At 65.0% G+C, this 15,490-nt stretch carries 16 protein-coding genes and 1 riboswitch; of the genes, 11 read left to right on the forward strand and 5 right to left on the reverse strand.

Going from position 1 to position 15,490, the window contains the following annotated elements; translation table 11 throughout:
* Window positions 1-143: 143 nt before the first annotated feature.
* Window positions 144-815 carry a glutathione S-transferase family protein gene (locus tag IQ35_RS15340; RefSeq protein ID WP_021247440.1) on the forward strand — a complete coding sequence of 224 codons (672 nt, stop codon included), beginning with the start codon at window positions 144-146 and terminating at the stop codon, window positions 813-815.
* A gap of 17 nt (window positions 816-832) precedes the next feature.
* Here IQ35_RS15340 and IQ35_RS15345 read toward each other — a convergent pair whose 3' ends face one another.
* Together IQ35_RS15345 and IQ35_RS15350 are read right to left on the reverse strand one after the other, a co-directional pair.
* Window positions 833-1,993, reverse strand: a complete 1,161-nt coding sequence (locus tag IQ35_RS15345) for a GGDEF domain-containing protein (RefSeq protein WP_021247441.1) — start codon at window positions 1,991-1,993, stop codon at window positions 833-835.
* Between the two features lie 69 nt (window positions 1,994-2,062).
* Window positions 2,063-2,941 carry a LysR substrate-binding domain-containing protein gene (locus IQ35_RS15350; RefSeq protein WP_021247442.1) on the reverse strand — a complete coding sequence of 293 codons (879 nt, stop codon included), beginning with the start codon at window positions 2,939-2,941 and terminating at the stop codon, window positions 2,063-2,065.
* A 336-nt stretch (window positions 2,942-3,277) separates the two neighbouring features.
* Here IQ35_RS15350 and IQ35_RS15355 point away from each other — a divergent pair, with 336 nt between their 5' ends.
* The 3 genes from IQ35_RS15355 (at window position 3,278) to IQ35_RS15365 (ending at window position 7,686) form a co-directional block, all read left to right on the forward strand.
* Window positions 3,278-5,572, forward strand: a complete 2,295-nt coding sequence (locus tag IQ35_RS15355; protein ID WP_021247443.1) for a CDC48 family AAA ATPase — start codon at window positions 3,278-3,280, stop codon at window positions 5,570-5,572.
* Window positions 5,573-5,714: 142 nt separating this feature from the next.
* Window positions 5,715-6,356 carry a class I SAM-dependent methyltransferase gene (locus IQ35_RS15360; protein WP_145074587.1) on the forward strand — a complete coding sequence of 214 codons (642 nt, stop codon included), beginning with the start codon at window positions 5,715-5,717 and terminating at the stop codon, window positions 6,354-6,356.
* 64 nt (window positions 6,357-6,420) lie between these two features.
* A complete protein-coding gene (locus tag IQ35_RS15365) occupies window positions 6,421-7,686 on the forward strand; it encodes a glutamate-5-semialdehyde dehydrogenase (RefSeq protein WP_145074626.1) in 1,266 nt (421 codons plus the stop codon).
* Between the two features lie 15 nt (window positions 7,687-7,701).
* On the opposite strand, the gene kdsA is transcribed toward IQ35_RS15365, so the two are convergent.
* Window positions 7,702-8,529 carry a 3-deoxy-8-phosphooctulonate synthase gene (kdsA, locus tag IQ35_RS15370; protein ID WP_031292567.1) on the reverse strand — a complete coding sequence of 276 codons (828 nt, stop codon included), beginning with the start codon at window positions 8,527-8,529 and terminating at the stop codon, window positions 7,702-7,704.
* Window positions 8,530-8,534: 5 nt separating this feature from the next.
* The gene (locus IQ35_RS15375) at window positions 8,535-8,828 is read right to left on the reverse strand and encodes a hypothetical protein (protein WP_021247447.1); all 294 of its coding nucleotides are present in this window, start codon (window positions 8,826-8,828) and stop codon (window positions 8,535-8,537) included.
* A gap of 21 nt (window positions 8,829-8,849) precedes the next feature.
* Here IQ35_RS15375 and IQ35_RS15380 point away from each other — a divergent pair, with 21 nt between their 5' ends.
* The gene (locus IQ35_RS15380) at window positions 8,850-9,971 is read left to right on the forward strand and encodes a hypothetical protein (protein WP_021247448.1); all 1,122 of its coding nucleotides are present in this window, start codon (window positions 8,850-8,852) and stop codon (window positions 9,969-9,971) included.
* On the forward strand, window positions 9,968-11,335 hold the full coding sequence (locus IQ35_RS15385; RefSeq protein WP_021247449.1) for a cytochrome P450: 1,368 nt from the start codon (window positions 9,968-9,970) through the stop codon (window positions 11,333-11,335). Before IQ35_RS15380 ends, IQ35_RS15385 begins: the two co-directional genes overlap by 4 nt.
* 15 nt (window positions 11,336-11,350) lie before the next feature.
* Here IQ35_RS15385 and IQ35_RS15390 read toward each other — a convergent pair whose 3' ends face one another.
* Window positions 11,351-11,626, reverse strand: coding sequence for a hypothetical protein (locus IQ35_RS15390; RefSeq protein ID WP_021247450.1), 276 nt, complete (start codon window positions 11,624-11,626; stop codon window positions 11,351-11,353).
* Window positions 11,627-11,663: 37 nt separating this feature from the next.
* A riboswitch (TPP riboswitch) is annotated at window positions 11,664-11,774 on the forward strand.
* A gap of 52 nt (window positions 11,775-11,826) precedes the next feature.
* Here IQ35_RS15390 and IQ35_RS15395 point away from each other — a divergent pair.
* The 5 genes from IQ35_RS15395 to IQ35_RS15415 all read left to right on the forward strand — a co-directional run bounded on the left by IQ35_RS15395 (window position 11,827) and on the right by IQ35_RS15415 (window position 15,449).
* Window positions 11,827-12,234 (forward strand): DUF2065 family protein, encoded by a 408-nt coding sequence (locus IQ35_RS15395; protein ID WP_021247451.1) that lies wholly within the window; start codon window positions 11,827-11,829, stop codon window positions 12,232-12,234.
* An 11-nt stretch (window positions 12,235-12,245) separates the two neighbouring features.
* Entirely contained in the window at window positions 12,246-14,105 is a 1,860-nt protein-coding gene (thiC, locus tag IQ35_RS15400; RefSeq protein WP_021247452.1) for a phosphomethylpyrimidine synthase ThiC, read from the forward strand.
* Window positions 14,106-14,195: 90 nt separating this feature from the next.
* Entirely contained in the window at window positions 14,196-14,423 is a 228-nt protein-coding gene (locus IQ35_RS15405; protein WP_021247453.1) for an AbrB/MazE/SpoVT family DNA-binding domain-containing protein, read from the forward strand.
* A gap of 6 nt (window positions 14,424-14,429) precedes the next feature.
* Complete coding sequence (locus IQ35_RS15410; protein WP_021247454.1) at window positions 14,430-14,837, forward strand: type II toxin-antitoxin system death-on-curing family toxin; 408 nt, start codon at window positions 14,430-14,432, stop codon at window positions 14,835-14,837.
* Between the two features lie 72 nt (window positions 14,838-14,909).
* Complete coding sequence (locus IQ35_RS15415) at window positions 14,910-15,449, forward strand: Ivy family c-type lysozyme inhibitor (RefSeq protein WP_021247455.1); 540 nt, start codon at window positions 14,910-14,912, stop codon at window positions 15,447-15,449.
* The last annotated feature ends 41 nt before the right edge of the window (window positions 15,450-15,490 follow it).

Below are 15,490 nucleotides of genomic sequence, written 5' to 3' on the forward strand. Positions count from 1 at the left end.
CGCTTTCGTCCTAAGTAGGGCGGGACGGCGAAAACTGGAAGACGGATCGGCCCCGCTTTTCCGGTATATCGTTTCGCAAACGCTACAGGATTTCCCTATTTTGCCGCTTTCCCAATGCCGGCCGCGCGCCTAACAGACAGGGCATGTGGCAGCTTTACCAATTTCCGCTCTGTCCCTTCTCCCGCAAGGTCCGCCTGCTGCTCGGCGAGAAGGGCGTGGGTTATGACCTGGTGCGCGAATCGCCGTGGGCCATGCGCGACGAGTTCCTGGACCTCAACCCCGCCGGGACCACGCCCGTCATGGTGGAGGCGGACAAGGGCCTGACCCTGATCGACAGCCAGGCGATCTGCGAATATTTCGAGGAGACGGTGGAAAAATTCCCGCTCATCTCCGGCACGGCGGCGGGCCGGGCGGAAGTGCGGCGGCTGACCGCCTTTTTCGACCAGAATTTCTATGGCGACGTGGTCGGGCCGCTGATCCACGAACGGATGAAGAAGCGCCTCATCGAGCGGGCGCCGCCCGAGGCCCGCGTCCTGCGGGAGGCGATGAAGCGGGCCAATGTCCATATGGACTATATGGATTATCTGCTGGATCATCGCGCCTGGATGGCGGGGGGCACGCTCAGCCTCGCCGACATCGCGGCGGCCGCGCATCTGTCGGTCGCCGACTATCTGGGCGGCATCGACTGGGCGGGGCATGAGACGGTGAAGCGCTGGTATGCCGGCTTCAAGTCGCGCCCGTCCTTCCGTCCGCTGCTGTCGGAACGGATGGAGGTCATCACCCCGCCGCCCCATTATGAGAAGCCGGACTTCTAGGAGCGGGCGAAAACGGATCAGTCCGTATCCACCGCCACATAGACGCGGTTGCGGCCATGTTCCTTGGCCAGATAGAGCGCCCTGTCCGCCGCCCGCAGCGCGGCGCGGGGATGTTCATATTCCAGCACGTCGGCAACGCCCGCCGAGAAGGTGACCTGCTCCATCTTCTCGCCGTTGACGCGGTTGACGAGGCTGCGGCCCGCCAGATCCTCGCGCACCTTGTCGACCAGCGCGCAGGCTTCGGCTGCCGTCTTGCCGCGGAACAGCATGACGAACTCTTCCCCGCCATGGCGCGCCACATGGCAGCGGTCGTTGGAAATCTTCGTCAGCAGGCCCGCCACGAATTTCAGCACCCGGTCGCCCGTGTCGTGCCCATGCGTGTCGTTGATGATCTTGAAATGATCGATGTCGCAGAAGCCGATGGCGAGCGGCTCGCCCTGTTCGCGCGCCAGCGTCAGCTCCTCGCGCAGCGCGCCTTCAAAGGCGCGGCGATTGGGCAGGCCGGTCAGGAAGTCATGCTCGGCGGCCTGGCGCGCGCTTTCCAGGCTGGATTTCAGGGCCTGCGTCTGCTTCTGATTATCGCGAAGCTGGGTTTCCACCTGCCGCGTCTTTTCCACCATCGACCGGGTGAGATTGACGAGACGGGCCAGCACCGCTTCCGCGTCGCCGCCCGACGCGAGATCCTTGGCCTGTTCCTGCAACGCGGCGCCATAATCCTTGGCGCTGCTGCGCGATTCGTGCATCAGACCGGTGAACAGGCTCAGGCTTTCCTCCACCTTGTCCAGCATGGCCGCCAGCGCTTCGGGCGTGATCTCGTCGGCGCGCTGTTCGGCGATCACGGTTTCGATCCAGCCGTTGGTGACCTGGCCCCGCTCCATCATGACGGCCTTCACCGCCTTTTCGATGCCGATGTTCGTGCCGGTCAGATAATCGAGCGCCACCGAGAAATTGACCGGCGTGAGGTCCAGATCGTGAACGAATAGGAAGTCGCCGATATCGTCATACAGCTTGCGCCGGCGCACGACTTCCCGATTGGCGGCCGTCCCGGCGCGCACCCGCTGTTCGGGCGGAGAGTCGTCCGCCGCTTCGGCTTTTCCGGACAGGCCGCGCGCCCATCGCGTCAGGCGATCGGTAAGCCCCTGCTGCGGACCGGCGGAAGAAGAGGATAGTGCGTTCATGCAATGGAGAACGGCAGAACGCGAAGAGGGTTAAACCCCCATCAAACAAATTTTCCAGCCGCCCGCGCCTTAGATGTCCGCCGAAACCAGCCAGTCGCGGAAGATGCGGACCGCCCGCGTCTGCAAAGCGCGCGGGCGGCAGACGAAGAAATAGCGATAGGGGCTTTCGACCGTCACGGGGAACAGGCGCACCAGGCGGTTGTCGGCGGCCTGCTGGAAATGGCTGGCGTGCATGACGGCAACGCCCAGCCCCTGCGCGGCGGCCTCCAGCATCAACTGGCCCGAATCATAATTGTCGATCGCCAGCGGTTGCAGGTCGGGCAGCCCGACCGCCTCTTTCCACGCGTCGAAGGCCAGCGCCATGTCGCGATGCAGCAGGATCGTATGCTGCGACAATTCCTCCGGCGCGTTGAGCGGATGGGGCGGCTCCAGCAGCGCCTTCCGCCCGATCAGATAGACTTCGTCATGGTCCAGTTCATGCGCGTAGAGCGCCGGATCGATGTCCTTCGCCAGCACGATGGCGGCGTCCAGCCCTTCGCCCAGCCGCGCAACGGCATAGGGCGTGGTTTCGATGTCGATATGCAGTTGCGGGTGCATCTGACGCAATTCGCCCAGCCGCGGGAAGAGCCGCTGCGTCGCGAACAGCGGCATGACGGCCAGGCGCAGGCGCAATTGGTTGCCGCCGCTCTGGATATTCTCCAGCGCCTGGCTCAGCGAATCGAGTGCGGGCGCGATATCGTCCAGCAGCCGCTGGCCGTCGGCGTTGATTTCCAGCGCCTGATGCTTGCGGTCGAACAGCGGGCGGCCGATGAAGCGCTCCAGGGCCTGCACCCGGCGGCTGAGCGCCGGCGTGGACAGCGCAAGCTCCTCCGCCGCCGCCTTGACGGAGCCGAGGCGGGCAACCTGAACGAAGGCCTCCAGGGCCGTGAGGGGCGGCAGTCTACGCATAGTCCATCAAAAACAGTGAAAAAGCCGCCTGCCGCGCCGCGTCATCCCGCTCCCGCGCAGTTTCAGCCGCTTTCATGTTCCCTCCCTCCAATGATCCGGAGAATCCGTCAACCGGCAAGATGCATTATTTGCAATCGGCACGATCTCTTTCGCACTTGCGAAGGTAACTGTTGCAGCGCACATAGGGAAGGCCTTTCAGGCATCCTCTCCTATAAACTTTCCGGGCTGGCCTTTGGGCCGGCCCTTTTTTTGTTCTGCGGGAACGGGCAATGCGCCCTTTTCCTTTGCCCGCGCATTTCCTATCTCGTTACGCAGGAGACAAGAGCGAGGGTGCCGATGGCCGAGCAGGAAGATGCAGGACGCAGGATTCAGGTAGCCAATGCACGGCCGGAGGATGCGGGGCGCGGCCTTGCGCGCCTGCCGCTGGCGGTGATGGCCGATCTGGGGCTGGCGGAAGGCGACGTGATCGAAATCGTGGGCAAGCGTGCGACTCCGGCGCGGGTGGTGCGGCCTTACAAGGAGGATGAGGGGCTGGACGTGCTTCGCCTCGACGGGTTGCAGCGCGCCAATGCGGGTGTCGGCTCCGGCGACTTCGTGCAGATCCGCAAGGTCGAACCGCGCCCTGCCCAGCGCGTTATCTTCGCACCTGCACAAAACAACCTGCGGCTTCAGGGCAATCCCGATGCGTTGAAGCGCGTCTTCTACCAGCGTCCCCTGACGGCAGGCGATATCGTCGCGACCTCGGGCCAGCAGCAGGTGCCCCCCGGCGACATGCCGCCCCAGTTACGCCAGATGCTCGCCGCGCCCGCTTATGCGCTTCAGGAAATCCGGTTGGTCGTCGTGTCGACTCTCCCCAAGGGCGTTGTCCATATCGACGCCGACACCGAAGTCGAGCTGCGCGCCGAATATGAGGAGCCGCGCGACCTGCGCCGCGCCGACGTGACCTATGACGATGTGGGCGGCATGGCCGAAACCATCGATCAGTTGCGCGAGATGGTTGAGCTGCCCCTGCGTTATCCCGAACTGTTCGAGCGGCTGGGCGTCGATCCGCCCAAGGGCGTGCTGCTCCACGGCCCGCCGGGAACCGGCAAGACCCGCCTCGCCCGCGCGGTGGCCAATGAATCGGAAGCGGAATTCTTCCTCATCAACGGGCCGGAAGTCATGGGGTCGGCCTATGGCGAATCCGAAAAGAAGCTGCGCGAGATTTTCGAGGAAGCGGCCAAGGCCGCTCCGTCGATCCTCTTCATCGACGAGATCGATTCCATCGCGCCCAAGCGGGGGCAGGTGACGGGCGAGACGGAAAAGCGCCTCGTCGCGCAGCTCCTGACGCTGATGGACGGCCTTGAACCGCGCACCAACCTCGTCGTCATCGCCGCGACCAATCGGCCCGAAGCGATCGACGAGGCGCTGCGGCGCCCCGGCCGATTCGACCGGGAGATCGTCGTCGGCGTCCCCGACGAACGCGGCCGGCGGGAGATATTGGGCATCCACACCCGCGGGATGCCCTTGGCCGAGGGGGTCGACCTTACCGAACTGGCGCGCATGACCTATGGCTTCGTCGGCGCCGACCTTGCGGCGCTCACCCGCGAGGCGGCGATCGAAACCGTGCGCCGCTTCATGCCGCGCCTGAACCTTGAGGATGGGATCATCCCGCCCGACGTGCTGGAGGAACTCTCCGTCTCGCGGGAGGATTTCATGGCCGCGATCAAGCGCGTCCAGCCTTCCGCCATGCGCGAAGTGATGGTGCAGGCGCCCAATATCGGCTGGTCCGACATCGGCGGCCTGGGCGACGCGCAGATGCGGCTGAAGGAAGGGGTGGAGCTTCCGCTCAAGGACCCCGACGCCTTCCGCCGCATCGGCATCCGTCCGGCCAAGGGCTTCCTGCTCTACGGCCCGCCGGGCACCGGCAAGACGCTGCTGGCGAAGGCCGTCGCGCGCGAGGCGCAGGCGAACTTCATCGCCACCAAATCGTCCGACCTGCTCAGCAAATGGTATGGGGAGAGCGAACAGCAGATCGCCCGCCTCTTCGCCCGCGCGCGGCAGGTGGCGCCGACCGTCATCTTCATCGACGAGCTGGACAGTCTCGTTCCCGTGCGGGGCGGCGGCCTTGGCGAACCGGCGGTGACGGAGCGGGTGGTGAACACCATCCTCGCGGAGATGGACGGGCTGGAGGAATTGCAGTCGGTCGTCGTCATCGGCGCGACCAACCGTCCGACGCTGGTCGACCCGGCGCTGCTGCGGCCCGGCCGTTTCGACGAGCTGATCTATGTCCCCGTCCCCGACGAGGCCGGGCGGCGGCACATCCTCTCGATCCACACCAAGAAGATGCCGCTGGCCGACGATGTCGACCTGGATTCGCTCGCCGGGCGGACGGAACGCTTCACTGGCGCGGATCTGGAGGATCTGGTCCGCCGGGCCGGCCTGATCGCCCTGCGCGGTTCGCTCTCGGTCGAAAAGGTCGGCATGACCCAGTTCGAGGCGGCGCTGGAGGAAACCCGCGCCTCCGTCACGCCGGAAATGGAGCGCGAATATGAGCAGATCCAGGCGACCCTCAAGCAAAGCGTGATGCAGATCGATCCCATCGGCTTCGTCGCGCCGGGAATGCTTCGCGCCCGCGACCAGCGCGACTGAACGCACCAGACATGCGGGCGGCGGATTGAACCCTGCCGCCGCCCGTGCGTTCGATTCGGGGCCGGACGCTGCTAAAGCCGCTTGCAAGGCGCGCCCGGATTTGCAACCGGACGAAACAGTAACCAGAACAGGCGAATAATTGATGGCCTCCATTCCGCTGAAGAAGAATCATGCCGCCACCCGGCCCGGCATGGCCCGGTTCCTGGGCCAATGGGGCATGTTCTTCCGCCAGTTCGTGAAGCATCCCGGCATGATCGGATCGGTCATCCCTTCCTCGCAGATGCTGGTGGACGCCATGCTGGAAGAGGTGGACTGGGACGCGACCCGGCTGTTCGTCGAATATGGGCCGGGCGTGGGCACCTTTACGCAGAGCATCCTTGAGCGGATGCACCCCGACGCGACGTTGATCGCGATCGACCTCAATCTCGATTTCGTCGCCTATCTGGAGGCGGAGCTCACCGATCCGCGCCTGCGCGTCGTGCATGGCTCGGCGGCGGACGTGCGCCGTTTCGTCACTGAAAGCGGTTCCCAGCAGGCGGACTATGTCCTCTCCGGCATTCCCTTTTCCACGCTGCCCGACGGCGTGGGAGCAGCCATCTGCGCGGAGACGGCGGCCGTCCTGCGGCCCGGCGGCGCCTTTCTGGTCTATCAATATTCGGCCTTTGTCCGGCGCCTGCTGACACCGGTTTTTGCGCGGGTGGTAGAAAAAACGGTGTGGAAGAACATCCCGCCCTGCCGCACCTTCCGCGCCTGGCGCGAAGAAGCGCTGGCGAAGGCGGCCTGAGCGCTTTCGCCGGACTGCGCTTTCATGCTAGATCGCCCCCCATGGAAAAGCGGCGAGACTCATGATGAACGACCTGACCCAGACCCCTGAAATGCTGATCGCCACGCTGGGCGCTCGCGCCCGCCGGGCCGCGGCCGTGCTGGCCAGCGCCACCGATGCGCAGAAGGCGGACGCGCTGCGCCGCGCCGCGCAGGCTTTGCGCGACCAGTCGGCCCGGATCGTCGCCGCCAACGCCCGCGACATGGAAAACGCCGCCGCCAACGGTCTCTCGCCCGCCATGCTCGACCGGTTGAAACTGAACGATGCGCGCGTCGAAGCGACGGCGGCGGGCGTCGATCAGGTCGCGAGCCTCGACAATCCGCTGGGCAGCGTCATCGACAGGCAGGTGCGTCCCAACGGCATGGAGCTTTCCCGCGTCCGCGTGCCTTTAGGCGTCATCGGTATCATCTATGAAAGCCGCCCCAATGTGACGGCGGACGCCGCGGCGCTCTGCCTGCGGGCTGGCAATGCCGTGATCCTGCGCGGCGGCAGCGAGGCGAAGGAAAGCAACCGTGCCATCCACGCCGCCATGGCCGAAGGCATCGCCGCCGCGGGCCTCCCCGCCGATGCGGTGCAGCTTGTCCCCACGACCGACCGCGCCGCCGTGGGCGCGCTGCTCAAGGCTTCGGACTATGTCGACCTCATCGTGCCGCGCGGCGGTAAAAGCCTGGTCGCCCGTGTGCAGGAGGAAGCGCGCGTCCCCGTGCTCGCGCATCTCGACGGCATCAACCACAGCTATGTCGATGGCGCGGCGGACCCCGCCATGGCGCAGAAACTGGTGGTGAATGCGAAGATGCGCCGCACCGGCATTTGCGGCGCGACCGAAACCGTGCTGATCGACCGCGCTTATGGCCAGGCGCCCGCGCTGGTGAAGGCGTTGCTCGACGCGAAATGCGCCGTGCGCGGCGACGAGGCGGTGCAGGCGATGGACAGCCGCGTCACGCCCGCCAGCGACGAGGACTGGGACACCGAATATCTCGACGCCATCGCGTCGATCCGGCTCGTGGATGGTCTGGACGACGCGCTCGCCCATATCGCCGCTCATGCCAGCCACCACACCGACGCCATCATCACCGAGGATGCGGAAAGGGCGGAGCGCTTCCTGAACGCCGTGGACAGCGCCATCGTGATGTGGAACGCCTCCACCCAGTTCGCGGACGGCGGGGAGTTCGGCCTGGGCGCGGAGATCGGCATTTCGACGGGCCGTCTCCACGCGCGGGGGCCGGTCGCGCTGGAGGGCCTCACGACTTACAAATGGCTGGTGCGCGGCACGGGCCAGGCAAGGCCGTAACCCCCACGGCAACGCTTACCCCTTCACCACCGCGTCAATCGCCTTCAATCGTTCCAGCATCGGACCCATCCACGCCAGCGGCAGCATCACCGGGCCATCGGACGGCGCATTGTCGGGATCGTCATGCGCCTCGGCAAAGACAGCCGCGACGCCCGCCGCGACCGCGCTCCTTGCCAGCACCGGCGCGAACGCCCGCTGCCCGCCCGATGCAGAGCCAAGCCCTCCGGGCTGCTGCACCGAATGGGTTGCGTCGAACACCACCGGATAGCCCGTCTGCGCCATCACCGGCAAAGCGCGCATGTCGCTGACCAATGTATTATAGCCGAAGCTCGCCCCGCGTTCGGTCAGCAATATGCGTTCATTGCCGGTGGATGCGACCTTCTGCGCCACCGCCGCCATGTCCCACGGCGCGAGGAACTGGCCCTTCTTCACATTGATCACCGCGCCGGTCCTGCCCGCCGCGACCAGCAGGTCGGTCTGCCGGCAGAGAAAGGCCGGAATCTGGAGGATGTCCACCGCCTGCGCCGCCGCTTCGATTTGGCTAGCCTCATGCACGTCGGTCAGCACCGGGCAACCCAGCGCCCCCTTCACCTCCGCCAATATGGCCAGCCCCGCGTCGATCCCGACTCCGCGCCGGCCGGACACAGACGTCCGGTTCGCCTTGTCGAAGGAGGATTTGAACACGAACGGCACGCCCGCCTGCGCCGCCGCCGTCTTCAGGGCATCCGCCATGAACAGCGCATGATCGCGGCTTTCGATCTGGCAGGGGCCGGAAATCAGGACGAAGGGCAGGTCGTTGCCGATCGTCACCGGCCCCACCGAAACATGCTTGGGTATCGTCATGCCGCTCACTTCGGCGCTTTCACGAACCGCCGCAAGAGCTGACCGCGCCACAGGCCCTTGCCGGCATGATAATTCCAGCAGAACCAGCCGAACGCCAGACAGGCGAGCAGCGAGGGCAGCGCCATGGGATCGCCATTGTCCCGCATATGCCGGTAAAAGGCGAAGTCCGCCCGCCAGCGGTCCCGTTCCGATCCGCCGCCATGGATGCCATAGGCATTGTCATGGCGGCGGCAACCGATGTTTCGGTTGTATTTGCGGTGGTCTATGAAATAGCAGTAGTCGCGTTCGGGTGTCGTCATGGCCCGATGTGGACAGGGGCCATGGAAAAGTTCAAGCGGAAAGTCTTCTACCTTGGCGGTTTCGATCCGCGCGGGGTGCGTTTCTACCACCAGCTTTACCGCGAGCAGGCGGAAAGATATGCGCGCCTCTCCGGCGAGCAGGTGGAGGTGAGCGCGCGCCGGTCCGGTCCCGCATCCTCCGCGAACTGGACCGTCACCAACGCGACCGCGGGCGTCGAAACCGATTATGAGTTCCTCCGCTGGGAAGACCTTGTTGCAAAGGTGTGGATCAGGAACCCGTTCCTTCTCGCCTGGCGTTCCATCGCGACCTATTCCGCCCATGCCCGCTTCATGCAGTTCCGCCGGATGCGCAAATTGCGGCGCGGTCCCGTCATCACGATCCTCTATCCGCCGGTCCTCGCCGTCTTCATCCCGCTCGGCCTCGCGCTGCTGACGGCGCTGCTGTTATGGCTCGCGCTTCCCTTCTGGGCGGCCGCGCTGGGCGGCGTGGCGGTGAGCGCGCTGCTGTCGGGGCGCCTCCTCAACAAGCTGATCGTGCCGTGGCTGCTGCGCTTCATGTATTATAACCACACCGTCGCGGCGCGGGGACCGGGACCGGAGATGGACGCCAGGCTCGACCAGTTCGCCGACCGCATCCTTGGCGAAATGGACGGCCCCTATGACGAGGTGATCTTCGCCTCGCACAGCAACGGCACCAATTACGCGATGAGCGTGATGCGCCGTATCCTCGAAAAGCGGCCCGGCCTTCCCGCCAATTTCACGATGCTGACCTTGGGGCAGGTCGTTCCCGTCATCGCGCTCCGCAAGGATGCGCGCTGGTATCATGCCGATCTCAAGGCGCTGGACGACAAGCATTTCCGCCTTGTCGACTTTTCCTCGCCCCCTGACGGCGCGGCTTATTATGACGTGCACCCGATCCGCCTTGTGTCGGACCGGTGCGCCGCCCGCGTCGAGTTGCTTTCGCCCCGCTTCCACCTGTTCTACGAGCCGGAAAATTACCATAGCGGCTGGTCGAACAAATATGAGGCGCATTTCGACTATCTGCGCGTGGGCGACCGTCTTTCGCCCGTCGATTATCTGAGCCTCACCGCAGGCCGCCGCACCATCGACGAAGCCATCGCCGCCTTCAGGACGATCCCGTGACGGACCCCTTCATCCCGCCCTATCCCGAACCGCCCAAAAACAGGCGCGGCCTCGTCAAACGCTTCCTGCGCGGCTGGCATAGCTGGATTCATGTGCTCTTTGAAAAGAGCTACACGATGAAGATGGGCGAAATCCGGATGCCCGGCCAGACCATGTATATCGCCAACGAGCTGCCGCTGGTGGATCGGATATTGCGCGGCGGCACGGCTTTCCCCAAACATCGCGAGCTGGTCCGCAACCTCTCCCCGCTCATCGGCAACAGCGTCTTTTCCGCCAATGGCGAGGATTGGGAAAGCCAGCGGGCGATGGTCAATCCCGCCTTCGCCCATACCGCGCTCCACCGCTCCATGCCGCTCATGGTCGCGGCGGCGGACGATTTCCTCGCCCGCATCGACGCCGCCGACCGGGGCAGGCCCATCGACATCGACCCGATGATGACCCATGTGGCCGCCGATATCATCTTCCGGACGCTGTTTTCGCAGACGCTGGACGCGCATCGCTCCAACATCATCCACACCGCGTTCGGTAAGTTCCAGCGGCTCGCTCACAGCGCTTCCATGCTGCGCCTCTACGGCCTGCCCGCCCGCTGGTTCGAACGGCGCTCCCTGAGGCCCGCCAAGGCCATTCACGACGTCTTCCGTCCCATAGTGGAGGCGCGTTTCGAAGGATTCCACCAGCGCGGGGACGCGCCGCATCGCGATATCCTCCAGTCGCTGATAGAGGCAAAGCATCCCGAAACCGGCGAGCCCTTCACCCTGCAACAGGTGATGGATCAGGTCTCGACCGTCTTTCTCGCGGGCCATGAAACATCGGCCAGCACGATGACATGGGCGCTCTACATGCTCGCCGAATGTCCGCATATCCAGAACCTGGCCCGCGCCGAGGTGCAGGACGTGGCGGGCGACCAGCCGCTCGCCGCCGGGATGCTCAAGGACATGGGCGCGGTGCGGAACATCTTCCGCGAGACGTTGCGTCTCTATCCGCCGGTGGCCTTCTTCCCGCGCGAGGTGCCCTGTCCCATGGACATGCGCGACAAGCATCTGGAGGAAGGCGCGATGCTGGTCGTCGCTCCCTGGCTCACCCAGCGCAACAAGGACAATTGGGCCTGTCCCCACGCCTTCGATCCCGAACGCTTCGACGATCCGGCCAATGCGGAGATGGCGAAGCAGGCATGGTTCCCCTTCGGCCGGGGGCCTCGCGTCTGCGTCGGCGCGGGCTTCGCCCAGCAGGAGGTGATGACGGTGATCGCTTCGGTCTTGCGCCGTTACCGCCTCTCGGTGCCCGAAGGGTTCAAGCCGGAACCGATCAGCCGCCTGACGATTCGGCCCAGGACGGGAATGACGTTGCTGTTCGGCGCGATCTGACTAGGCCGCGGGAGCCTATCGCCTCCGTATCCGCTGGTAGCGCCGCCGCAGCACCACGCCCGCGATCAGCAGCGGCACCGCCAGCAATATCGCCGCCGCGCCCAGCATCGGCGGCCACAGCCCGAACAGGCTGGTGATGCCCAGCGCGGAGGGCATCACCACCAGCAAGGCGCCGACCGTCAGCAGCCACAGCCCATATCGGCGCGGGCGCACCGCGACCATGCGCATTTCGTGCCGCCACGCCTTGCGGCCCGCTTTGGTGGAAAGGTCAGGGGGAGGGTGGTCGAACATTGGCTCTGGACCTTGTGCCGCTTCGCCCCTATCCTGTCCAGTATCCCCGGGGGACCGCTCACAGGCGGTTGAGAGGCGGCTGACGTGGCCGCGACCCGCTGAACCTGATCCGGATAAGACCGGCGTAGGGAGGGAACGGCTTGTCATTGTTGCAATCCGCGCCCGCCCTTCGTCTTTGCGAGCAAGAAGGACGGCAAGACTTGGACACGATTTCCATTCTGACCCTGCGCCTCGCCGAAGCGATCGGCCTTTACCTGATCCTGATCGGTATCAGCGGCCTTGCCTCGCCGCAGAGATGGCGCGGCGCGATGGAGGAACTGGACCGTTCGCCCGGCCTCACCCTCATCACCGGCCTCGTCGCATTCGCATTGGGCGCGACCATCGTCATGGTCCACCGGGCGTTTGCCGATCCCTTGAGTGTCATCGTTACGCTGGCCGGCTATGTTGCGCTCATCAAGGGCGCGCTGCTGATCGCCGTGCCCGCGCCGCTCATGAAGGTGGGCCGCTGGTCCCTTCGCTTCACCCGCGCCTGGGCAGTTTTCGCGCTGATTCTGGGCCTCCTCCTCTTTTACGCGGGCCTCACCGGCCGCGCGACCGTCCTCGTCTGAAAGGAAATTCCATGGCCGACCTTCATGCCCGCACCGAGATGCGCGTCACCACTGGCCCGATCCGTGGATCGCGCAAGATTCATGTCGGCCCGCTCAAGGTCGCCATGCGCGAGATCGCCCTGGAACCGGGCAGCGGAGAGCCGCCCGTCCGCGTCTACGACACGTCCGGTCCCTATACCGACCCGCAAGCCCGCATCGACATCATGGCGGGCCTTCCCGCGCTGCGCCGCGACTGGATCATGGGCCGGGGCGATGTGGAGGAATATGACGCCCGCGAGATCAGGCCCGAAGACAACGGCCTCAAGGGCCCCGACCGTTCGGGCGGCGTCCAGCCCTTCCCCAATCTCGTCAAGCGGCCCCTGCGCGCGAAGCCGGGCGCGAACGTCTCCCAGATGCACTATGCCCGCCGCGGCATCATCACGCCGGAGATGGAATATGTGGCCGAGCGTGAGAATCTGGGCCGTGCCCGCCTCGCCGAATATGTGCGCGACGGACAGGATTGGGGCGCGGAAATCCCCGACTATGTGACGCCCGAATTCGTCCGCGATGAAGTCGCGCGCGGCCGCGCCATCATCCCGTCCAACATCAACCACCCGGAATCCGAGCCGATGGCGATCGGCCGTAACTTCCTGGTGAAGATCAACGCCAATATCGGCAACAGCGCCGTCGCCTCCGACGTGGCGGCCGAAGTCGACAAGCTCGTCTGGTCGATCCGCTGGGGAGCGGACACGGTGATGGACCTCTCCACAGGCCGCAACATCCACGACACCCGCGAATGGATCATCCGCAACTCGCCGGTGCCCATCGGCACGGTGCCCATCTACCAGGCGCTGGAAAAGGTCGGCGGCATCGCCGAGGACCTGACCTGGGACATCTTCCGCGACACCCTGATCGAGCAGGCCGAGCAGGGCGTCGATTATTTCACCATCCATGCGGGCGTGCGCCTGCCCTATATTCCGATGACGGCGAAGCGCGTCACCGGCATCGTCTCGCGCGGCGGGTCGATCATGGCGAAATGGTGCCTCGCCCATCATCGCGAGAGCTTCCTCTACGAGCATTTCGACGAGATCACGGAGATCATGAAGGCCTACGACATCGCCTATTCGCTGGGCGACGGCCTGCGCCCCGGCTCCATCGCCGACGCCAATGACGAAGCCCAGTTCGCCGAACTCTACACGCTGGGCGAACTGACGAAGCGCGCCTGGGAACAGGATGTGCAGGTGATGATCGAAGGCCCCGGCCACGTGCCGATGCACAAGATCAAGCAGAATATGGACAAGCAATTGGAAGCGTGCGGCGAAGCGCCCTTCTACACGCTTGGCCCCCTCACCACCGACATCGCGCCGGGCTACGACCATATCACCTCAGGCATCGGCGCGGCGATGATCGGCTGGTATGGCACGGCGATGCTCTGCTACGTCACGCCCAAGGAGCATCTGGGCCTGCCCGACCGCGACGACGTGAAGGTGGGCGTGGTGACGTATAAGCTCGCCGCCCATGCCGCCGACCTGGCAAAGGGCCATCCCGCCGCCAAGGTCCGCGACGATGCGCTGTCCCGCGCCCGCTTCGAATTCCGCTGGCGCGACCAGTTCAACCTGTCGCTCGATCCCGACACGGCCGAGCAATATCACGACCAGACGCTTCCGGCGGAAGGGGCGAAGTCAGCCCATTTCTGCTCCATGTGCGGCCCCAAATTCTGCTCGATGAAGATCACGCAGGAAGTGCGCGACTTCGCGGCAAAGCAGAACCAGCCCGCCACCGCCTTCATCGCGGCGGAAGAAGCGGAAAAGGGCATGAAGGAAATGAGCGAAATCTTCCGCGAAACCGGAAGCGAGCTTTATATGGGTGCTGGCGGGCGGGAGCATGATTGAGTGGGAAAGGGGGCCTTGGGAGGCGCCCTTTTTAGATAGGCAACCCATGGATGGTTTGCTCGATGCTGCGGCTTATGTTATAACTGCCGTATGAACATTCCGCTCAAGATCACCAAGGTCGGCAATAGCGCCGGAGTCATCCTGCCCAAGGAGTTGCTGGCGCAGCTTCGGGTAGGATTGGGCGATACGCTCTACCTTACCGAAGCACCCGATGGCGTGCGCCTCACGGCGGCCGACCCGGACTTCGAAACGAAGATGGCGCTGGCCGAACAGATCATGCGCGAAGATCGCGACATCCTGCGCGTTCTCGCCAAATAATCGCGCATGGGTGAAACGGGGACCGGCCGGCTGGAGCCGGTATGGATCGAAAAGGCCGTAGCGCTTGCGATCCACGACCGGCAATTGGCCGAACATGGCGGCAGTGTTGGAACGCGCGACGAGGGAATGCTGGAATCCGCCTTGGCGCGACCGGTCCATCAATGGACCTACGGTGAGGAGGACCGCTGCCATCTTGCCGCCGCCTATGCCTTTGGCATTGCCCGCAATCATCCGTTCGTGGACGGGAACAAGCGCACCGGCTGGGTATTGGCGCGCCTGTTCCTTGCGCTCAATCGGATCGAATTGCGCTTCGAGGCCGCCGCCGCGATCAAGGCCATGCTGGAACTCGCCGCAGGCAACCTTTCGCAGAAGGAGCTGGCCGACTGGTTCCGCGCCCATCTCCTCTCGCCTTGACGCCTCAATCCCTCTTGCCTCGCGCGTCGTAAAACCGCACCATCGCGCCAGCGATACGACAGGGGAGACGTTATGACCCGCAGCACGATCTTCGCCGGACTTCTGGCCGCCGCCGCTTTGCTCGCCGGTTGTTCGAGCGAACGCAAAGAGGCGCCCGAAAATGCAGCCGCGAACGTTATGAACGCCGCTGAAGCGGTCGACAACGCCGGTAACGCATCCGCCAATGAAAGCGCGGCGGTCCCGGCGGCGGACGCCTTCTCCCGCTATGTCGGCAAATATCCCTTCGACAAGGTCGGCGCGCATAGCTGGAACGACGATCCCGCCGTCAAATCCGCGATCGAAACGGCGGTTTCGGACGCCAAGGTCCGCAAATGGGTGCTCGCCGCCGAAGGGCCGTCCAGCCCGATCGAGATGATCGACGGCAAGGTCGCGGCCTGGACCTGCGAAACCCACAATTGCGGCCCGCATCAATGGGTGACGCTGATCGACCCCAAGACCGGCGCGGCGCAGGTCTGCTATTTCGACGAGGCGGTCGCCCCCGACAAGACACGCTGGTTCAAGAACGGCAAGGAGGAAAGCCGCGCGGGCAAATGTCCCGAAGGGCAGGGCTGACGCGGGAAATCCGCGTCTCGTAAGATTTCTCCATGCCCCAA

Origin of the sequence: Sphingobium wenxiniae, assembly GCF_007830065.1 — a bacterium.
GTDB classification, from domain to species: domain Bacteria; phylum Pseudomonadota; class Alphaproteobacteria; order Sphingomonadales; family Sphingomonadaceae; genus Sphingobium; species Sphingobium wenxiniae.